21 protein-coding genes, 3 pseudogenes and 1 riboswitch are annotated in these 19,595 nt (G+C 70.2%); of the genes and pseudogenes, 14 read left to right on the forward strand and 10 right to left on the reverse strand.

From position 1 onward, the window contains the following. The first annotated feature begins 21 nt into the window (after positions 1-21). The 7 genes and pseudogenes from ACWD04_RS28225 (at position 22) to ACWD04_RS28255 (ending at position 6,046) form a co-directional block, all read left to right on the forward strand. Positions 22-750: a type 1 glutamine amidotransferase gene (locus tag ACWD04_RS28225; protein WP_451136558.1), complete on the forward strand. Its 729-nt coding sequence runs from the start codon at positions 22-24 to the stop codon at positions 748-750. Between the two features lie 212 nt (positions 751-962). Next, the gene (locus ACWD04_RS28230) at positions 963-1,988 is read left to right on the forward strand and encodes a 6-phosphofructokinase (protein ID WP_451136559.1); all 1,026 of its coding nucleotides are present in this window, start codon (positions 963-965) and stop codon (positions 1,986-1,988) included. Between the two features lie 111 nt (positions 1,989-2,099). Beyond that, positions 2,100-3,050: a cytochrome c oxidase assembly protein gene (locus ACWD04_RS28235; RefSeq protein ID WP_451136560.1), complete on the forward strand. Its 951-nt coding sequence runs from the start codon at positions 2,100-2,102 to the stop codon at positions 3,048-3,050. A gap of 67 nt (positions 3,051-3,117) precedes the next feature. Further along, a complete protein-coding gene (locus ACWD04_RS28240) occupies positions 3,118-3,276 on the forward strand; it encodes a hypothetical protein (RefSeq protein WP_382495563.1) in 159 nt (52 codons plus the stop codon). Positions 3,277-3,400: 124 nt separating this feature from the next. Then, positions 3,401-3,745 (forward strand): annotated as a pseudogene (locus ACWD04_RS28245) (cupin domain-containing protein); the annotation flags it as partial. Between the two features lie 475 nt (positions 3,746-4,220). Continuing rightward, complete coding sequence (locus ACWD04_RS28250) at positions 4,221-4,931, forward strand: lysophospholipid acyltransferase family protein (RefSeq protein ID WP_451136561.1); 711 nt, start codon at positions 4,221-4,223, stop codon at positions 4,929-4,931. A gap of 65 nt (positions 4,932-4,996) precedes the next feature. Continuing rightward, positions 4,997-6,046, forward strand: coding sequence for an NAD-dependent epimerase/dehydratase family protein (locus tag ACWD04_RS28255; protein WP_451136562.1), 1,050 nt, complete (start codon positions 4,997-4,999; stop codon positions 6,044-6,046). A gap of 99 nt (positions 6,047-6,145) precedes the next feature. Here ACWD04_RS28255 and ACWD04_RS28260 read toward each other — a convergent pair whose 3' ends face one another. The 7 genes from ACWD04_RS28260 to ACWD04_RS28290 all read right to left on the reverse strand — a co-directional run bounded on the left by ACWD04_RS28260 (position 6,146) and on the right by ACWD04_RS28290 (position 12,395). Then, positions 6,146-7,657: an alpha/beta hydrolase gene (locus ACWD04_RS28260; protein ID WP_451136597.1), complete on the reverse strand. Its 1,512-nt coding sequence runs from the start codon at positions 7,655-7,657 to the stop codon at positions 6,146-6,148. A gap of 221 nt (positions 7,658-7,878) precedes the next feature. Further along, on the reverse strand, positions 7,879-8,664 hold the full coding sequence (locus ACWD04_RS28265) for an urease accessory protein UreD (protein WP_451136563.1): 786 nt from the start codon (positions 8,662-8,664) through the stop codon (positions 7,879-7,881). Beyond that, entirely contained in the window at positions 8,661-9,338 is a 678-nt protein-coding gene (gene ureG, locus ACWD04_RS28270) for an urease accessory protein UreG (protein ID WP_451136564.1), read from the reverse strand. The genes ACWD04_RS28265 and ureG overlap by 4 nt, the downstream gene beginning before the upstream one ends. A gap of 31 nt (positions 9,339-9,369) precedes the next feature. Next, positions 9,370-10,035: an urease accessory protein UreF gene (locus tag ACWD04_RS28275; RefSeq protein ID WP_451136565.1), complete on the reverse strand. Its 666-nt coding sequence runs from the start codon at positions 10,033-10,035 to the stop codon at positions 9,370-9,372. A 17-nt stretch (positions 10,036-10,052) separates the two neighbouring features. Then, complete coding sequence (locus tag ACWD04_RS28280) at positions 10,053-11,774, reverse strand: urease subunit alpha (protein ID WP_451136566.1); 1,722 nt, start codon at positions 11,772-11,774, stop codon at positions 10,053-10,055. After that, positions 11,767-12,078 carry an urease subunit beta gene (locus ACWD04_RS28285; protein ID WP_451136567.1) on the reverse strand — a complete coding sequence of 104 codons (312 nt, stop codon included), beginning with the start codon at positions 12,076-12,078 and terminating at the stop codon, positions 11,767-11,769. Before ACWD04_RS28285 ends, ACWD04_RS28280 begins: the two co-directional genes overlap by 8 nt. Before the next feature lie 14 nt (positions 12,079-12,092). Continuing rightward, positions 12,093-12,395: an urease subunit gamma gene (locus ACWD04_RS28290; RefSeq protein WP_451136568.1), complete on the reverse strand. Its 303-nt coding sequence runs from the start codon at positions 12,393-12,395 to the stop codon at positions 12,093-12,095. Between the two features lie 390 nt (positions 12,396-12,785). Between ACWD04_RS28290 and ACWD04_RS28295 the strand changes: the two genes are divergently transcribed. After that, entirely contained in the window at positions 12,786-13,043 is a 258-nt protein-coding gene (locus ACWD04_RS28295) for a hypothetical protein (RefSeq protein ID WP_451136569.1), read from the forward strand. 365 nt (positions 13,044-13,408) lie between these two features. Continuing rightward, positions 13,409-13,581, forward strand: a riboswitch (cyclic di-AMP (ydaO/yuaA leader). 3 nt (positions 13,582-13,584) lie between these two features. After that, on the forward strand, positions 13,585-14,055 hold the full coding sequence (locus ACWD04_RS28300) for a C40 family peptidase (RefSeq protein ID WP_451136570.1): 471 nt from the start codon (positions 13,585-13,587) through the stop codon (positions 14,053-14,055). A gap of 18 nt (positions 14,056-14,073) precedes the next feature. Here the strand turns inward: ACWD04_RS28300 and ACWD04_RS28305 are convergent. Further along, positions 14,074-14,243 (reverse strand): annotated as a pseudogene (locus tag ACWD04_RS28305) (LysE family translocator); the annotation flags it as partial. On the opposite strand from ACWD04_RS28305, the pseudogene ACWD04_RS28310 reads away from it, so the two are divergent. Beyond that, positions 14,242-14,352, forward strand: a pseudogene (locus ACWD04_RS28310) (LysR family transcriptional regulator); the annotation flags it as partial. The pseudogenes ACWD04_RS28305 and ACWD04_RS28310 overlap by 2 nt on opposite strands. Positions 14,353-14,373: 21 nt before the next feature. On the opposite strand, the gene ACWD04_RS28315 reads toward ACWD04_RS28310, so the two are convergent. Further along, complete coding sequence (locus ACWD04_RS28315) at positions 14,374-14,838, reverse strand: ATP-binding protein (protein ID WP_451136571.1); 465 nt, start codon at positions 14,836-14,838, stop codon at positions 14,374-14,376. Between ACWD04_RS28315 and ACWD04_RS28320 the strand changes: the two genes are divergently transcribed. Beyond that, a complete protein-coding gene (locus tag ACWD04_RS28320) occupies positions 14,803-15,132 on the forward strand; it encodes a DUF397 domain-containing protein (RefSeq protein WP_451136572.1) in 330 nt (109 codons plus the stop codon). The genes ACWD04_RS28315 and ACWD04_RS28320 overlap by 36 nt on opposite strands. On the opposite strand, the gene ACWD04_RS28325 is transcribed toward ACWD04_RS28320, so the two are convergent. After that, on the reverse strand, positions 15,133-16,281 hold the full coding sequence (locus tag ACWD04_RS28325; protein WP_451136573.1) for an 8-amino-7-oxononanoate synthase: 1,149 nt from the start codon (positions 16,279-16,281) through the stop codon (positions 15,133-15,135). Positions 16,282-16,425: 144 nt separating this feature from the next. Between ACWD04_RS28325 and bioB the strand changes: the two genes are divergently transcribed. Genes bioB through bioD form a run of 3 tightly spaced genes read left to right on the forward strand, consistent with a single transcriptional unit; the run spans position 16,426 to position 19,577 of the window. Further along, on the forward strand, positions 16,426-17,589 hold the full coding sequence (bioB, locus tag ACWD04_RS28330; protein WP_451136598.1) for a biotin synthase BioB: 1,164 nt from the start codon (positions 16,426-16,428) through the stop codon (positions 17,587-17,589). Continuing rightward, positions 17,582-18,886, forward strand: a complete 1,305-nt coding sequence (locus ACWD04_RS28335; RefSeq protein WP_451136574.1) for an adenosylmethionine--8-amino-7-oxononanoate transaminase — start codon at positions 17,582-17,584, stop codon at positions 18,884-18,886. The genes bioB and ACWD04_RS28335 overlap by 8 nt, the downstream gene beginning before the upstream one ends. Before the next feature lies 1 nt (position 18,887). After that, entirely contained in the window at positions 18,888-19,577 is a 690-nt protein-coding gene (gene bioD, locus ACWD04_RS28340; protein ID WP_451136575.1) for a dethiobiotin synthase, read from the forward strand. The last annotated feature ends 18 nt before the right edge of the window (positions 19,578-19,595 follow it).

Below are 19,595 nucleotides of genomic sequence, written 5' to 3' on the forward strand. Positions count from 1 at the left end.
AACCCCCGGAGAGGACGAAGCATGAGCAACAACAGCCTGCGGCTGGTGTGGGTCTACCCCGACCTCCTCAGCACCTATGGCGACCAGGGCAACGCCCTGGTGGTGGAGCGCCGGGCACGCCAGCGCGGTCTCGACGTGTCGCGCGTGGACGTGCGCAGCGACCAGCCCATCCCGACGTCGGGCGACATCTATCTGATCGGTGGCGGCGAGGACCGGCCGCAGCGGCTCGCCGCGGAGCGGCTGCGCCGTGACGGCGGACTGAGCAGGGCCGCGTCGAACGGCGCGATCATCTTCTCGGTCTGCGCGGGCTACCAGATCCTCGGTCACGAGTTCATCAACGACCTCGGCGAGCGGGAGCCCGGCCTCGGGCTGCTCGACGTCGTCTCGACCCGGGGTGAGGGTGCCCGGTGCGTCGGCGACGTGCTCGGGGACATCGACCCGAATCTGGGCCTGCCGCCGCTGACCGGCTTCGAGAACCACCAGGGCATCACCCACCTCGGCCCGGCGGCGCGCCCGTTCGCACGGGTGCGGCTGGGCGGAGGCAACGGCACGGGTGACGGCACGGAGGGCGCGTACAACGACACCGTGTTCGGCACGTACATGCACGGACCGGTCCTCGCACGCAACCCTCTGATCGCGGACCTGCTGCTGAAGCTGGCCCTGGACGTGAACGCGCTGCCGCCGTGTGACGACCGGTGGTACGAGGCGCTGCGCGCCGAGCGGATCGCCTCGGCGACCCAGCCCGCCTGATCCGGCCGCCTGGCACATCCCGCCTGCCGCATCCCGTACGGACCGGCCCTGCACGAGGGCCGGTCCGTACGTGTGCGGCCGGTGTACATCCGGTGGACGTCCAGCAGTCGGACAGTGGGTGCGATACCGCCACCCCACGCCGGTAGGGTGGCGGGGATCCAACCGGACGACGTGGTCCGGCGTCGGCCCACGTTGCAAAGGTTTCCCGGGCAATGCGAATTGGTGTGCTCACCTCCGGCGGCGACTGCCCCGGCCTCAACGCCGTCATCCGTTCCGTCGTGCACCGCGCCGTTGCCGACCACGGCGACGAGGTCATCGGCTTCCACGACGGCTGGAGGGGCCTCCTCGAGTGCGACTACCGCAAGCTCGACCTCGACGCGGTCGGCGGCATCCTCGCCCGCGGCGGCACGATCCTCGGCTCCTCCCGCGTCCAGCCCGCACATCTGCGTGACGGTGTGGAGCGCGCGAAGGGCCATGTCGCCGATCTCGGCCTGGACGCGATCATCCCGATCGGCGGCGAGGGCACGCTGAAGGCCGCCAACCTGCTCTCCGAGGCGGGCCTGCCCATCGTCGGCGTGCCCAAGACCATCGACAACGACATCGCCTCCACCGACGTGACCTTCGGCTTCGACACCGCCGTGGGGGTCGCGACCGAGGCACTGGACCGGCTGAAGACGACGGCCGAGTCCCACCAGCGAGTGCTGATCGTCGAGGTCATGGGCCGGCACACCGGCTGGATCGCTCTGCACTCGGGCATGGCGGCCGGCGCGCACGCCATCGTCGTACCCGAGAGGCCTTTCGACATCGACGAGCTGACCGCACTGGTCGGCCGGCGCTTCTCGGACGGCAAGAAGTTCGCGATCGTCGTCGTGGCGGAGGGCGCCAAGCCCCGGGAGGGCTCCATGGAGTTCAACCAGGGCAAGAAGGACATCTACGGCCACGAGCGCTTCGCCGGCGTGGCGACGCAGCTCTCCGGTGAGCTGGAGCAGCGCCTCGGCAAGGAGGCCCGCCCGGTGATCCTCGGTCATGTGCAGCGCGGCGGCACCCCGACCGCGTACGACCGCGTCCTGGCCACCCGCTTCGGCTGGCACGCGGTGGAGGCCGCTCACCGCGGCGAGTTCGGCATGATGACGGCGCTGCGCGGAACGGACATCACGATGGTTCCGCTGGCGGCGGCGGTGGAGACCCTGAAGACGGTTCCGGCCGAGCGCTACGCCGAGGCGCAGGTTGTGCTCTGACGGTCACCACTCGCCCTGAACCGCCCCCGGCCGCACCCGCGGCCTGGGGCGGTTCTAGTCTGGAGCGGACAACCGACGTGAAACGGGGACGTCCCCAGCGGGAGTGAACAGATGGATCACAGCGGGCACGGCATGAACATGGATCTGCCGCCGTTCACGCTGGGACGTGGGCTCGAATTCTCCGCGGACCCGTTCTTCCTCATCGGCTGCCTCGCCGCACTCGCCCTGTACGGCTACGGGGTCGTGCGGCTGCGCAGCCGGGGTGACGGCTGGCCGGTGAACCGGATCGTGTTCTTCGTCATCGGCGTACTGTCCATCGCCCTGGTGATGTGCACGGGGCTCAACGACTACGGCATGGTCATGTTCAGCGTGCACATGGTGCAGCACATGGTGATCAGCATGGTCTCGCCGATCCTGCTGCTGCTGGGCGCCCCCGTGACGCTGGCGCTGCGGGCACTGCCGGTGGCGGGGCGGGACCGCACAGGTCCGCGCGAGCTGCTGCTCAAACTGCTCCACAGCCGCTACATGAAGATCATCACACATCCGGTGTTCACGATCCCGCTCTTCATCGCGAGCCTGTACGGGCTCTATTTCACCCCGCTGTTCGACTTCCTGATGGGGTCGAAGACGGGCCACATCGCGATGATGGTGCACTTCCTGGCAGTCGGCCTGGTGTTCTTCTGGCCGATCATGGGCGTCGACCCCGGTCCGCACCGGCCCGGTTACGTGATGCGCATGCTGGAGCTCTTCGCGGGCATGCCGTTCCACGCGTTCTTCGGGATCGCGCTCATGATGGCGAGCCAGCCGATGGTGAAGGCGTACGAGAATCCTCCGGCCTCGCTCGGTATCGACGCCCTGAGTGACCAGACCGCGGCCGGCGGCATCGCCTGGGCGTTCAGCGAGATCCCGTCCGTGCTGGTGCTGATCGCCCTGGTCTTCCAGTGGTACCGCTCCGAGCAGCGGACGGCCAAGCGCTCCGACCGTGCCGCGGACCGGGACGGCGATCAGGAGCTGAAGGCGTACAACGCCTATCTCGCCTCGTTGCAGACACGCGGACAGTAGCGGTGGACACCCCTGAGGGGTGACCATGGCTGCAACGGCCGTGCGGCCGGGTGAGGAGCGTGTGCTCATGCCTGGATCCACGAAAACCATGGGAGTGCTCACCGTCGGTGCGCTGGTCGCGGTGACGGCGTACACGGTGGCACTGGGGAGCAACGGCTGGCTGTGGTTCGGCTGGGTGATCCTGGGGCTCGCCACGCTGGGGATGCTCGCCACCCGCGACACCTGAGGCGGTACCCAGGGTCCGGGAATGTCCACGTCGCGTGCCGGTCGTCACCGCACACCCGGCCGCCCCCGGGCCGGGTGCCGCCACCTCGCATCCCATGCGCCGGGCGAGCGCGAGCGGCAGTGCTAGGGTCGCGTCGACCTTCGTACCCCTGGCCCGGCGACCGGGCGGGGTGCACGGGTTCAAAATGATCATTCCCGCCCAGCCGGAACCACGCGAACCGACCCCGCAGAGCCACGAAGGCTTCGAATGGCTCCACGTGCTCAACGGACGCCTGCGGCTGGTGATCGGCGAGCGCGACCAGACGCTGCCGCCCGGCGAGGCAGCCGAGTTCGACACGTCCTTGCCCCACTGGCTGGGGAGCGCCGACGGCGGCGTGGTCGAGCTTCTCATCCTGTTCGGCGTGCAAGGGGTGCGTGCGCATGTACGCACCGACTCTCATCGGTCGTCTCAGGCCGGGAGCCGGCAGTGAACTCGACGAGCGATTCCGTACGCGCGTCCTCTCGTACCGTCGCCGCCGCACTGCGCAGCGACCGGCGGACCTCCTCCACTCCGTGCCCTGGACCTGACCTATGCCGGCTACGGCGTAGCTGCCAGTGATGTGCGAGGCCATGGCAACGCTGCTGCTGCCGCCTGGGTCCTCGGCAGGAACGTGGAGGACGCTGCGGCGGCCCGCGACGAGACAGGGGCGTTTCGAGAGGTGGAACGGGCGTGCTCTGCCTACGACTTCGCGAATGATATCCGGTGCCCCGTCGGCCGTGGGCGGTTGCTCGGTGCTTCCCGGAGAGGTCCCGAACCGTCTTCGGCCCGCGGGCTTCCCGCAGAGTCCCGGAACAGGGCTACGATCGATCGCCGGAGAGCAGCGACGAGCTCGTACGGACCGTCGACCGTATGTGACCTGGCAGAACGCGGCCAACAGCCCGGTCCAGAAGGCTAGGAGAGATGCTGTGTTCTATTACGTCCTGAAGTACGTCCTTCTGGGCCCCCTGCTCCGGCTGGTCTTCCGGCCCCGCATCGAGGGACTCGAGCACATTCCCGACGACGGTGCGGCCATCGTCGCGGGCAACCATCTCTCCTTCTCCGACCACTTTCTGATGCCCGCGATCCTCAAGCGCCGCATCACATTCCTCGCGAAGGCCGAGTACTTCACCGGCCCCGGTATCAAGGGAAAGCTGACCGCCGCGTTCTTCCACAGCATCGGGCAGATCCCCGTGGACCGGTCCGGCAAGGAGGCGGGACAGGCTGCCATCCGCGAGGGACTCGGGGTGCTGAGCAAGGGTGAACTGCTGGGCATCTATCCGGAAGGCACCCGCTCGCACGACGGACGGCTGTACAAGGGCAAGGTCGGGGTCGCGGTGATGGCGATCAGGGCAGGGGTGCCGGTCATCCCCTGTGCGATGGTCGGGACGTTCGAGATCCAGCCGCCTGGGCAGAAGGTACCCAAGATCAAGCGGGTCACGATCCGCTTCGGCGAGCCGCTGGACTTCTCCCGCTACGCCGGCCTTGAGGACCAGAAGGCAGCTGTCCGGGCGGTCACGGACGAGATCATGTACGCCATCCTCGGGCTCTCCGGGCAGGAGTACGTCGACGAGTACGCCGTCAAGGCGAAGGCGGCGCAGGCCGAGGAGTCCAAGAGGTTCCCGCGGCGGCCACGCTGAGCGGGGAATCTGCTGTCGGCCGATCTCCCTGGCCCGGCCGATGAGGCAGCCGTAGCGTCTCTCGTATGAGCAGAGGACGAGCGTTCGTGCTGGGCGCGACGGGACAGATCGGCCGGGTCGCGGTGCGGGCCCTGGCCGGGGACGGCTGGGAGGTGACCGCGGCCTCCCGCGGCGGCGCCCGGGACGGCACCTGGGGCGGCGGGGTCCGCACCGTCGCGCTCGACCGCGAGGAGGAAGGAGCACTGGCGGCGGCGCTCGGCGGCGGGTGCGACGTCCTGGTCGACATGGTCGCCTTCGGCCGGGACCACGCGGCGCAGCTGGCGGGGCTCGCGGGCCGGGCCGGGTCCGCGGTCGTCATATCCAGTGGCGCGGTGTACGAGGACGCCCGGGGCCGCAGTTTCGACACCCAGGGTGAGCCTGACGGTTTCCCGGAGTATCCGGTGCCGATCCCGGTGACGCAGCGTACGGTCGCGCCCGGGGACGGCACGTACGCGACACGGAAGATCGCGCTCGAGGAGGAACTGCTGGCGGTCGGCGACGCGTTGCCGGTGACGCTGCTGCGGGCAGGCGCGGTGCACGGGGAGCACTGCAGGATGCCGCGCGAGCTGTACTTCGTCAAGCGTCTGCTGGACGGTCGCCGGCGGCGGGTCCTCGCCTACGGCGGGGCGAGCCGCTTCCATCCGGTCCACGTGTCCAACGTCGCCGAGCTGATACGGCTCGCCGCTCTGCGGCCGGCATCCCGGGTGCTCAACGCGGGAGACCCGCAGCCACCGACCGTCGCCGAGATCGGCGCGGCTGTGGACGACGTGCTCGGCCTGAAAACCGAAACGGTGCTACTGCCCGGTGCGCCGCCCCAGGACGGTGTCGGGGAAACACCGTGGAGCGGCGCACATGACGTCGTCTACGACATGTCGGCCGCCGAACGGGAGTTGGGCTACCGCCCGGTGACGGCGTATGCCCCGTCGCTGCCGCAGACCGTCGAATGGCTCGCCGCACAGCTCGACGGACGCGACTGGCGGCAGGCCTTCCCGGATATGGTGCGCACCTACGGCGAGGCACTCTTCGACTACGTGGCCGAGGACGCCTGGCTGGAGGGGTACGACCGGAGGGCGTGAAGCGGGCGGCCTCCGGCCGGAGATGAGCAGGTGGCACCGGCCGGGGTGAGCGGGCGGCCGCCGGAAGACATCGGCCGCCCGCTCACGTTCAGGTGGTGATCACGGCTTCGGTGTGGCGTGCGGAGCGCACGTCACATCGCGCCGGTCGGTCCTCCCGGTGAGCAGGTAGGTGTCCACCCGCTCGTTGATGCAGGGATTGACCAGGCCGGTGACACCGTGCGAGCCGGCGCCCTCCTCGGTGATGAGGCGAGAGCCCGCGAAGCGCTCGTGCAGCTCGACGGCGCCCTCGTACGGCGTGGCGGCGTCGCGCGTGGACTGCACGATCAACACCGGCGGCAGGCCCTTGCCCGTGCGGACGTCCAGCGGGGTCTGCTGCTTGGACGGCCAAGTCGCGCAGGGCAGGTTCATCCAGGCGTTGGCCCAGGTCATGAACGGGTGGTCCCGGTGGAGCCTGGTGTTGTCGCGGTCCCACTTCCTCCAGCTGGTGGGCCACTTGGCGTCCGCGCACTCGACCGCCGTGTAGACGGCGTTGCCGTTCTCCGAGCTGATGTTGCCCGCGGTGTCCGACAGGTCGGGTGCCGCGGCGTCGATCAGCGCCTGGGTGTCGCCGCCCAGATAGTCGCTCCAGATCTGGGCGGTGGGCGCCCAGGCGGAGTCGTAGTACGGCGCGCCCTGGAAGAATCCGATGAGCTCGGCGGGTCCGACGACGCCACCGATCGGGTTCTTCTTCGCCGCCGCGCGCAGCGTCAGCCAGGCCTGCTCGACCTTCTCGGGCGTGTCACCGATGTGGTAGGCCGCGTCGTTCTCGGCGACCCACTCCTTCCAGTCGTTCCAGCGCGTCTGGAAGGCGATGTCCTGGTTGAGGTTGGCCTCGTACCAGATGTTGTCCGTCGCCGGGTTGACCACGCTGTCGACGACCATGCGACGTACGTGCGACGGGAAGAGCGTGCCGTAGACCGCGCCCAGGTAGGTGCCGTAGGAGACGCCCAGGAAGTTGAGTTTTTCCTCACCGAGCGCGGCGCGGATGACGTCCAGGTCGCGTGCGGTGTTGGGCGTGGTCATGTGCGGCAGCATCTCGCCGCTGCGCTCGGCGCAGCCGTCGGCGTACTCGGCCGCCAGCTTGCGCTGGGCCCGCTTGTCGGCCTCACTGTCCGGCACCGGATCGGCCTTCGGGGCCTTCACGAACTCCTGCGGATCGATGCAGGAGATCGGCGCCGAGTGGCCGACCCCCCGCGGGTCGAAGCCGACGAAGTCGTACGCCTTCGCGGTCTTCGTCCAGAGCGGGTTCTTATTGACGATGCGCTTCGGGAAGGCCATACCGGAGCCGCCGGGGCCTCCGGGGTTGTAGAGGAGAGCGCCCTGGCGCTCGTCCTTCGTGCCCGTGCTGACGTGCCGGTCGACGGCGAGCTTGATCTGTTTGCCGTTCGGCTTGCTGTAGTCGAGCGGAACGCTCACCCAGCCGCACTGGATGGGTGCGGCGATCGCCCAGTCGGCCGGACAGTCCGTCCAGTCGATACCCGCCTTCGCGGCCCGGGCGGCGGCGGTCTGTACACCGCGCGCCTCCTGGTTTCCGTGGTGCCGGACGTCGGCACCGGCGGCCGGTGCGCCCATCGCCCCCGCTATGAGCGTGCCCGCGATCAGTGTGCCGGCCGAACCGAGCACCGCTGTGCGCCTCAAGTGGAACCTCCCCCTACGTGATGCCCCGCCATGGCGGCGCGTTCGTCTCCGTGTCTCCAGGCGGATCCTTTCGTCTGTGAGGTTGCCGAGAACAGGGCGTGCGCATGTTTCTTTACCGAACCAATAACCGGTGCCTGCTGTCCCGCTGAGCGAACTCAGTGCTTCGGGAGGGCTCTGGCCCCCTTCAGTAGTTCCTCCAGCGCCTCGTCCAGCACCGCGCGCAGCAGCCGAGCGTCGGCGGCGAGCGCGGTCACCAGCACAGCGGGACCGGCCAGCGGAGTGAGCGCGGCCGTGGGGCCGAGCAGGCGCGGCGTGGGAAGGGCGCCGTCGAACGCCGGGTCGACGACGAGCAGTTGTCCGACGGCCCGGTGTCCGCCCAGGACCGCCGCACCGTCCCAGCCCCCGGGCGCTCCCGGCCCGTACGCCAGCTGCTGGTCGAGCAGTGGTCGTCCGGCTCTGCGTACCGTCAGACGGGTCGAGAGCCGTCCGGTGCGCTCACCGTGCCGGCCCAGAATCTGTTCCTCCCGGAACACCAGGCGTGCGGAGCCGGAGAGTTCTGCCCGGGTGGTCATGTCGAGTGCGCTGCCGTGGGCGGAGACGAGCTGTTCGGGGAGCCAGTGGAGTTCCGCCCCCTCTCTCACGCTCAGCCGTACGTCGTACGAGGCGGGGACTGCGTCCGGCCCGGGCCCCGGCAGCGCCACGGTGGCGGCGACGGAGTCCACCGCCAGCCGGGCACCGTCCGCGGCCCGGACCTCGATGGCGAGCCGGTCGCCGCCGAGGGGTGCGCTCATCGCACCGACCACGGTGACACGCGCGCATGTGGGGTCCGGCGATCTGGTCCGGCGCAGCGCGAACGGCCCGTCGCTCTCCAGCACCGGAAGGGCGGTGGCCCCCCGCCCGTCGGCGACCGCCGTGATCCGGGCGGTGGCCGTGATGCTCATACCGACCAGTCCGCGAGCCGTGCCCGCACCCAGTCGGCGACGGGTGCGACACCGTCGGCGCCGGTCAGGGAGGTGAACACCACGGGGAGTTCGCCGCGTTGGTCGGCGGCGTCGCGGGCCATCCGGTCCAGGTCGGAGCCGACGTAGGGCGCGAGGTCTGTCTTGTTGATGACGAGCAGGTCGGCGGTGGTGACTCCGGGGCCGCCCTTGCGCGGGATGTCGTCGCCTCCCGCGACGTCGATCACGAAGACCTGGGCGTCGACGAGCCCTTTGGAGAAGGTGGCGGTGAGGTTGTCTCCGCCCGATTCGACGAGGATCAGATCGAGAGGGCCCACGGAGTCCTCCAGGTCCTCGACCGCTTCGAGGTTGGCGGAGATGTCGTCGCGGATGGCGGTGTGCGGGCAGGCACCGGTCTCGACGGCCTGGATGCGCTCGGGTGGCAGCACCGCGTTGCGGAGCAGGAAGGCGGCGTCCTCTCGGGTGTAGATGTCGTTGGTGACGACGGCGATGGAGACGCGGTCGCGCAGGGTGCGGCAGAGGGCGGCGACGGTGGCCGTCTTGCCCGAGCCGACCGGGCCGCCGAGACCGATCCGCAGGGCGCGCCGGGTGCCGTCGGGGCGCGCGGCATCTGCGCTGACGGCCGCGGGGCCGTGGGATGTGTGGTCGAGATGCATGGGTGCGGCTCCAGGTCTGCAGTGCTGGATGTCAGGAGGCGAACAGGCGTACAGGCCAGGCCGCGTGGGCCTCGGCGGAGATGTCGAGCAGCGGGGCGGACGCGGCCGGCAGGGCGTCGATGCCGTGCAGCGCGGCCTCGGCGGCCTGTGCGGCGACCCGGTCGAGGGCGGGCGTGAGCCGGGCGAGGACCGCGGTGGCCTCGAAGGGGTCCAGGGACAGCAGGCGGACCACCGCGGTCGCCGGCCCGCTGACCGTCTCGTAGGCGACGCAGTGCGCGGCGTCGACAGGGCCCAGGCGCGCGGCGCGGGCCGTGAGGCCGAGGACGACGGGCTGGTGGGCGCCGCGTGGCCGGGCTTCGGCGAGCGCGGCCAGTTCGGGGCTGGGCCAGGTGGCTCGCGCCGCCCGCATCAGCTGCCGGCCGAGCTTGCGTGCGACGTTCCTGAGGGCGGGCGAGGGCGTCCGGGCGTCGGCGGCCTCGTCGAGGGCGAGCGGGTCGAGGCCGTAGGCCGCCGCGGCGGCCAGGGCGGCGGAGGTGAGTCCGGTGGTGTGGAGTCGGCCGAGGCAGAAGTCCGCCAGGTCCTGGGCGTTGCGGATGTGTCCTGCCTTGACGGCCGGCTCGGCGCCACCGGAGTGGGCGTGGCCGCCGGCGGGGAACCGGCCGTCGGCGAGGACGAGCAGGGCTGCGCGAGTCGTCATGAGGTACCGGCCTGCCCTCAGAAGAGGAAGTAGCGTTGCGCCAGGGGAAGTTCAGTAGCCGGGGCCGGTTCCACCGGATCACCGTCGATGGATACGGCGAAGCTGTCGGGGTCGACGTGGACCCGGGGCAGGGCGTCGTTCTCCCGCATGTCCGCCTTGGTGACGCCGCGGGTGCTGGTGATCGCCACGAACGCCTTGCCGAGCCCCAGGCGCTCGGGCAGTCCGGCCTCGATGGCGGCCGGGGAAACGAAGTTGAGTGAGTTTGATGCGGGCGCCCGGCCCACGGCGCCGAACATCGGGCGGGGCATGACCGGCTGCGGAGTCGGGATCGAGGCGTTGGCATCGCCCATCTGCGCGTACGCGATCTGTCCGCCCTTGATCACGGTCTGCGGCTTGACGCCGAAGAACGCCGGATCCCAGAGCACCAGGTCGGCGAGTTTGCCGGTCTCGACGGAACCGATCTCCCGGTCCAGACCTTGGGCCACCGCCGGGTTGATGGTGTATTTGGCGACATAGCGACGCGCTCGGTGATTGTCGGCGGGGCCGTCGCCCGGCAACGCACCGCGTCGCCGCTTCATCACGTGGGCGGTCTGCCAGGTACGCAGGATCACCTCGCCGATGCGGCCCATCGCCTGGGAGTCCGAGGAGATGATCGAAATGGCTCCGAGGTCATGGAGGATGTCCTCGGCCGCGATGGTCGAGGGCCGGATACGGGACTCGGCGAAGGCGAGGTCCTCAGGCACCGCGGAATTGAGGTGGTGACAGACCATCAGCATGTCGAGGTGCTCGTCGATCGTGTTGACGGTGTGCGGCCGGGTCGGATTGGTGGAGCTGGGCAGGACGTAGGACTCCGAGACCACGCTGATGATGTCGGGAGCGTGCCCGCCGCCCGCACCCTCGGTGTGGTACGCGTGGATGGAGCGCCCCGCGATGGCGGCGAGCGTGTCGGCGACGAACCCGGCCTCGTTGAGCGTGTCGGTGTGGATGGCGAGCTGGGCGCCTGTCTCCTCGCACACGCTCAGACAGGCGTCGATGACGGCGGGGGTGGCGCCCCAGTCCTCATGGATCTTGAATCCCAGTGCTCCGGAGCGCAGCTGGGAGTGCATGGCCTCGCGGGACATCGTGTTGCCCTTGCCGAGCAGTCCTATGTTGACCGGGTAACCCTCCAGCGCCTCGAACATCCGGGCAAGGTGCCAGGGACCCGGAGTGACCGTCGTGGCCTTGGTCCCTTCGGCGGGCCCCGTGCCACCGCCGAGGAGTGTGGTGATCCCGGAGGAGAGTGCCTGGTCGACGAGGGTCGGCGAGATGAAGTGGACGTGCGCGTCGATGGCGCCGGCGGTGATGAACTTGCCGTTGCCCGCGATGATCTCGGTCTCGGGCCCGATGACCAGCGCAGAGTGGACACCATCCATCGTGTCCGGGTTCCCGGCCTTGCCGATGCCCGTGATCCGGCCGTCGCGGATACCTATGTCGGCCTTGACGATGCCCCAGTGGTCGATGATGACGGCGCCGGTGACAACGGTGTCGGGGGCGCCTTCGGCGCGGGTCGTCCGCGCCTGGCCCATGGATTCACGGATCACCTTGCCGCCGCCGAACACGGCTTCGTCGCCGGCCCGTCCGGGCCCGCCGGACCGGTCCTCCTCGATCTCGACGAAGAGATCGGTGTCGGCGAGCCGGATGCGGTCACCGATCGTGGGCCCGAACAGATCGGCGTACACGGGGCGACTGAGCTCAGGCATCGAGGGAACCTCCGGTGTCGCCGCGCAGTCCGGGGACGATGCGCAGACCTGCGAGCGGGACGAGTTCGACATCGACGGGGATACCCGGCTCGAAGCGCACAGCGGTTCCGGCAGCGATGTTCAGCCGCAGCCCGTGGGCGGCTCGACGGTCGAACTCGAGGCCGGTGTTGGCCTCGGCGAAGTGGTAGTGCGAGCCGACCTGTACAGGACGGTCCGCGCCGTTGAGGACGGTGAGACGGGTGACGGGGCGCCCCTCGTTGAGCGGCACCGGGTCCTGCGCGTACAGGATCTCTCCGGGAATCATCGGCCGCTCCCCCGTCAGACGATCGGGTCGTGGACGGTGACGAGCTTGGTGCCGTCCGGGAAGGTGGCCTCGACCTGGACGTCGTGGATCATCTCCGGTATGCCGTCCATGACGTCGTCGCGGGTGAGGATCTCCCTGCCGGAGGCCATCAGTTCGGCCACGGTCCGGCCGTCGCGGGCACCTTCGAGGAGGTGGGAGGTGATCAGCGCTATCGCCTCGGGGTGATTCAGCCGCAGTCCGCGCGCCCTGCGCTTCTCTGCGACATCGGCCGCCACATGCATGAGCAGGCGTTCCTGTTCGTGCGGAGTCAGTTGCACGCTTCCACCCTCTTCGTCTTCCGCCCGGTACCTGCCCCGGACGCAGCGGACCCTACCCCGCCTTCAACACTCTGTTGAATGATGAGGAGGGTTCCGCGACCAGGTATTGCACGTTAGGGCGAAAGTTTTTCCGGCGCGTTAACTGATTTTTTGCGGATCCATGGACGTCGGCGCACGCAACCCGCCCTCCGGGACGTCGGGCTCGGATCTGCGACAGCACCCCGGACAGCACGAGGGCACCCTCAGGATCCGCTGTCACGGCGGTGCGGCCGCAACCCGCGACGCGATCGAGGACCTCGTCGTATACGGCGCAGCCGTCATCGCCGGGACGGGGCCGCAGCCGCGCGGCCCTGCCCCCACCCTCGGACCGCGTCAGCGGTCCCGGTCCTCATGACCGCGGTGCTCCGCCTGGAGGCGCTCGACCAGCTCGGCCGCATCAACCCCGCCCGCGGTGGCGACACGTACAGTGCGCTCCGGGCGGCTCAGGCTCTCGCGTCCCGGTCCGCCGCCCTCCGCGACGCACTCGCGTCGATGCACGAGCGGGGCGAGTCACAGTTCCACGCGGACACCCTGGCCAGGGCGCTGCGGCTGCTGGACGGAGAGCGTCGCGCCGGTCGGGTCTCCGTGCCTCCCGCGTCACCGAGTTGAGCACCTCCGCTGCCCGACTCGGGCTCCCGGTGGGCTTTTCGACGCCCTTTCACGACACGCCCGACAGACCGACCAGTTTTCCTCGCTCGATCGGCGTAGAAACTCCCCCTGCCGAGGGCCAGCCCAACTTGCGCACCGAGCGCGGACACTGAACGGAATACATCGTTCCGCCCCTGGTACGCGGCTGGTCCCGTGCAGTCGCCACGGCTCCGAACCGGCCGCGTCCACCCGATCGGATCAGTCGTGACGACTCTCACATATGCCTGATTCCGCGAGGAAATCCGGCAGGGCGTGCGTAAAGATCCCTGGGACGACAAGCCCCCGCCACCGCGGCGGGGCGGTCCGGGCGGACGCCGAGTCCTGCCGCTGTCCGGATGCCTGGTCGACAGGAATGGATCGGCAGGAGTGGAGGACCCGAGCACAACGGGCCGGCCGGATATCCGGACGGCCCTCGGGGTGAAGCCGCTTCGCGCGGCCGGGCAACTTCGCCAGCCCGAACCCGACAGGTCATCCTTCACAGGCGGCTGACGAAGGGTTGCGCATGACTGCGCAGGTTCATGTCCGCTCTCTGTTCGCCCGGGCCGGCACGGCTTCGGTTCTGACATTCGCCGTAGGCGCCACCATGCTGGCACCCGGTTTCGTGAACGACGCCGAGGCCGCAGCTCATTCGACGAAAGCCCTCAAGATCGCCGCTTCGAAGAAGGGCGCCCCTTACAGCCTGGGCGCCACGGGCCCCCATCGGTTCGACTGCTCCGGGCTCACGCTCTACTCGTTCAAGAAGGCCGGCAAGAAACTGCCCCGCACGGCGCAGCAGCAGTACAACAAGACCCGCCATATCTCCCGGTCGCAGCGGCAACGTGGCGACCTGGTCTTCTTCCATGCGGGCCGCAGCGTGTACCACGTCGGCATCTACGCCGGGAGCGGGAGGATCTGGCACTCACCGAAGACCGGCGCCGTGGTTCGGCTGGAGAAGATCTGGTCCGGCAACGTCTGGTACGGGAGGGTCCGCTGACAGCCTTTGTCACCTGTCTCAGCGCAACAGGGGCCCGGTCACCAGTACGAGTCCCAACGCGGTGAGCGCCGTGCCGCTGCCGCCCTCGATCGCACGGGCGGTACGCGGCCGGCGCAGCCACCGGCCCAGGCGGTCCACCAACAAGCCACGGCCGGGAACCAGACGAGAGCGAGCACGACGACCACCGCTTTCCGGCGGACGATCTCCGTGGTGCACCGGGGGGAACAGAACACCGCGGCGGCTACCACGCTGATGGCGCTCCTGCGCAGCGGCTTCGGCCGGGCCTCCGCCGCGTGAGGACGGCCCCGTCCGACGGCGTCAGTTCTGTACGGGAACCGGCCAGGGAAGAGCGATCGACACGGTCTTGCACCCGTCCGGAGTGGGGCTGACGTCGAGCCGGCCGCCGTGCTCCTTGGTAAGGGCCCGGATGATCACCATTCCCCGGCCGTTGTCCCGGCCGGCTGCGGCGGACAGCCCCTGGGGCCGACAAGGGTGGCTGTCCGTCACACCGAAACAGACCTCCACATCCCGGTCGAGACGGAGGTGCACGGTGAAGGTGGGTGACTGCCCGAAGGTGTGCTGGACGGCGTCGGTAGCGAGTTCCGAGACGATCAGCATGGTGGTGGCAGCGGTGTCGCCGCCCCCGGCCAGGCCCCATTCGGCGAGTACCCCATCCACATATCTCCGGGCCGCGGAGACCGAGGCCGGATCGCTCGGCAGAGTGACGGTTGCTTCCTGATGTCCGCCATGGCGACGCCGTCCCTTTCCCGCCCTGACCGACACGGCCGGCCTGGATCGTGCTTCGCGCCAGACTGCCACCGCCATGCGGAACGGCCCTGCGGTACGCCGTCGCAAGCCCAACGAGAAGGTGCGCAGTCGGCGTCACACCTCGGGACTCACCCCGCACCCAGGTGGCGGCGCAGCAGCCGCAGCACCGGGGTGAACAACTGCGTGGAAACCGCTCCCTTGCGCGGCGATCAACTCGCAGTACGGGACTCCAGGGACACGGACCTGGCCGCCGCTGCGCTTCTCTGCGCCGGCGTGGACATCGTTCGTCGCCGGCCTGCGGCCGTCTGATCAGCTGACCGGCAGGGGCGCCGTCGCGAGGACCGTACGCACGACCGTGATGATCTGTTCCTGCGTCAGGTCCGCCCGGGCGGTCAGTCTCAGCCTGGAGATCCCGTCCGGCACCGACGGCGGCCGGAAGCATCCTACGGCGAGACCCGCCGCGCGGCAGTCGGCCGCCCAGCGCACCGCCGACTCCGCCGAGGGCGCGCGGACCGACACGACGGCGGCGTCCGGACGTACCGAGGTCAGTCCGGCCGCCGTCAGCCGGCCGTGCAGTTCCACGGCGACGGCCCCGGCCCTCACCGCGCGTCCGGGTTCACGGCGCAGCAGACGCAATGCGCCCAGAGCCGCCCCGGCGGCCGCCGGGGCGAGACCGGTGTCGAAGATGAACGTACGCGCCGTGTTGACCAGGTGGCTGATGACCCGGGCGGAACCGAGCACTGCTCCGCCCTGGCTGCCGAGCGACTTGGAGAGGGTGAGCGTGGAGACGATCCCTTCGCCGCCTGCGAGCCCGGCGGCCTCGAGCGCGCCGCGCCCGCCCGTGCCCAGGACGCCCAGTCCGTGTGCGTCGTCCACGAGGAGGGCGGCACCAGCGTCGCGGCAGACGTCGGCGAGACCTGCCAGCGGGGCGGCGTCGCCGTCCACCGAGAAGACGGAGTCGGTAACGGTCAGCGCCCGTCCGCCGTGCGTGTGGAGGGCCTTGCGGACGGCCGCGGGATCCGCGTGCGGCACGACGGCGGTGGCGGCCCGGGAGAGCCGGCAGCCGTCGACGATCGAGGCGTGGTTGCCGGCATCGGACACGATCAGCGAGTCGTGTCCGGTGAGCGCCGTGAGTGCGGCGAGGTTGGCCGCATAGCCGGAGGAGAACACCAGGGCGGCTTCGAAACCACAGAAACCGGCGAGTTCGCGCTCGAGTTCGGCATGCAGTGCGGTGGATCCGGTGACCAGCCGCGAGCCGGTGGCCCCCGCGCCCCATGTGCGTGCCGCCTCGGCCGCGGCCGCGGTGACCTCCGGGTGCCGGCTCAGACCCAGGTAGTCGTTGCTCGCGAGGTCCAGCAGTTCCGTCCCGGCGTGCCGGGGGCGCAGCGTCCGGACAAGTCCGGCGTCGGCACGGCGCCGGGCCTCTTCGTCGATCCAGTCGAACGGGGCGTAGGACATGGGCGGGTCCCTTTTTGTAGGCAGCTCACAGACCCTAGCCGGGTGCGCAACAGGCCAGGGTGTGGCAATACACACAGCATCGACCGGCTCTGCTGTCCGGTTCCTCCTTGGCCGATGGCGGTGCCGTACGTCAGGATCAAGGCCATGGACCTGCTGAACACGCTGGTGGAAAAGGGGCTGCGGCGCGAACTGCCGACCCGTGACGAAGCGCTCGCCGTGCTGGCGACCTCCGACGAGGAACTGCTCGATGTGGTGGCCGCGGCCGGAAAGGTGCGCCGCCAGTGGTTCGGCCGGCGCGTCAAACTCAACTATCTGGTGAACCTGAAGTCCGGCCTCTGCCCCGAGGACTGCTCGTACTGCTCGCAGCGGCTCGGCTCCAAGGCCGAGATCCTCACGTACACCTGGCTGAAACCGGACGAGGCGAAGAAGGCCGCTGCGGCGGGGGTGGCCGGCGGCGCCAAGCGGGTGTGTCTGGTGGCCAGCGGCCGGGGACCGACCGACCGCGACGTCGACCGGGTGTCCCGGACGATCGAGGCCATCAAGGAGCAGCACGAGGACGTCGAGGTGTGCGCCTGCCTCGGCCTGCTCTCGGAGGGCCAGGCCGACCGTCTGAGGTCGGCGGGCGCCGACGCGTACAACCACAACCTCAACACCTCGGAGGACACGTACGGGGACATCACGACCACGCACACGTACGCCGACCGGGTGGACACCGTGCAGCAGGCCCAATCCGCCGGGCTCTCGGCGTGCTCCGGTCTGATCGCGGGCATGGGCGAGACCGACGCCGACCTGGTGGACGTGGTCTTCTCGCTGCGCGAGCTGGATCCCGACTCGGTGCCGGTGAACTTCCTGATCCCCATGGAGGGGACCCCGCTCGCGAAGGACTGGCACCTCACGCCGCAGCGGTGCCTGCGCATCCTGGCGATGGTCAGGTTCGTGTGCCCGGACGTCGAGGTGCGGCTCGCGGGCGGCCGTGAGGTCCATCTGCGTTCGATGCAGCCACTCGCCCTGAATCTGGTCAACTCCATCTTCCTGGGTGACTATCTGACCAGTGAGGGCCAGTCCGGGCAGACCGACCTCGACATGATCGCGGACGCGGGTTTCGAAGTGGAGGGGGCGTCCACGACGACGCTCCCCGAGCACCGCGCGCCGGCGGCCGGAGGCTGCGGTTCGCACGAGGGCGGCTGCGCTCCGTGCGGCGACACCGCCGAGACCGCTCCGGAGTCGTCCGGGGCCCTGACGGCGCGTACGGACCTGGTAGCGGTACGCCGTCGCGGCGCCGGAACGGACCTCGCGCCCAATGCCTGATGCGCTCCGCCCCGCAGAACTCCGCGCCCTGGACCGGGCCCACGTCTGGCACCCCTACGGCCCGATGCCGGGCCGGCAGGAGCCGCTGGTCGTCGAGTCCGCGTCCGGGGTGCGTCTGCGGCTGGCCGAACCCGCGCATGGTCAGCGTGAGTTGGTGGACGGCATGTCGTCCTGGTGGTCGGCGGTACACGGCTACAACCATCCGGTGCTCAATGAGGCCGCCCGTGGCCAGCTGGACCGGATGAGCCATGTGATGTTCGGCGGGCTCACACACGAGCCCGCCGTCCGGCTGGCGACCCGGCTGGTGGAGATCACTCCGGAGCCGCTGCAGCACGTCTTCCTCGCCGATTCGGGGTCGGTCTCCGTCGAGGTCGCGGTGAAGATGTGCCTGCAGTACTGGCGTTCGGCGGGGCAGCCCGCCAAGCACCGGCTGCTGACCTGGCGCGGCGGCTACCACGGGGACACCTGGCAGCCGATGTCGGTGTGCGACCCTGACGGCGGGATGCACGAGCTGTGGTCGGGTTCCCTCCCCCGGCAGATCTTCGCGGACGCCCCTCCGGACGGCTTCGACGCCGAGCCGGACGAGGCCTATGCGAGGCATCTGCGCGAGCTGATAGCCACCCATGCCGACGAGTTGGCGGCGGTGATCGTGGAGCCCGTGGTGCAGGGGGCCGGCGGGATGCGCTTCCACTCCCCCGCGTATCTGCGGGTGCTCCGCGAGGCGTGCGACGCGAACGGCGTACTGCTGGTGTTCGACGAGATCGCGACGGGATTCGGCCGTACCGGGCAGTTGTTCGCGGCGGGGCACGCCGGGGTGTCGCCGGATGTCATGTGCGTCGGCAAGGCGCTGACCGGCGGCTATCTGACGCTGGCGGCGACGCTGTGCACCTCGGAGGTGGCGGAGGGCATTTCGAGCGGGGACGTGCCGGTGCTGGCGCACGGGCCGACGTTCATGGGCAATCCGCTCGCCTCCGCGGTGGCCTGCGCGTCCGTCGATCTCCTGCTGGGCCAGGACTGGGCGCTGGAGGTCGAGCGGATCGGCGCGGGGCTGCGGCAGGGGCTGGCCGAGGCCGCCGGTGCCCCGGGCGTACGTGACGTCCGAGTGCTGGGCGCGATCGGGGTCGTACAGCTCGATCACGAGGTGGACATGGCGGCCGCGACACGGGCCGCGGTCCGCGAGGGAGTGTGGCTGCGCCCGTTCCGCGATCTCGTGTACACGATGCCGCCCTATGTGACCGGCGACGACGATGTGGCACTGATCTGCCGGGCCGTGTGCGCCGCGGCGAAGGAAGGCTGAGATGACGATCCTCGTGGTGACCGGTACCGGCACCGAGATCGGCAAGACGATCGTGACCGCAGCGGTGGCGGCCGCATTCCGGGACCTCCGTGTCGCGGTACTCAAGCCCGCCCAGACGGGTGTCGCCCCAGGCGAACCGGGGGACGCCGCCGAGGTCGCACGGCTGGCCGGCCCTCATGTGACAGCGGTCGAACTGGCCCGTTTCCCGGAACCGCTGGCGCCCGGGACAGCGGCACGCCGCGCCGGTCTCGCACCCGTACGCCCGTACGAGATCGCCGAGGCCGCCCAGAAGCTGGCGACCGAGCACGACCTGGTGCTGGTCGAGGGCGCGGGTGGGCTGCTCGTCCGCTACGACGAGCAGGGGGCCACACTCGCGGACGCCGCACGGCTGATCGCCGCGCCCGTGCTGGTGGTGGCGCCCGCGGGCCTGGGGACCCTCAACGCCACCGCGCTGACGACGGAGGCGCTGCGGACGCGAGGCCTCCTGTGCCCCGGAGTGGTGGTGGGGAGCATGCCCGCCGAACCGGATCTGGCGTCGCGGTGCAACATCGACGACCTGCCGGTCGCAGCGGGCGCGCCGCTGCTCGGCGCGGTGCCGGCCGGGGCGGGGGCCCTGGAACCGGCAGACTTCCGGGCGCGCTCGGCGAGTTGGCTGGCACCGGAGCTGGGCGGAAAGCGTCCTGCCGGATGAGCGGCTGAGCGGGTCTGT

This window comes from Streptomyces sp. NPDC002911 (genome assembly GCF_053591835.1).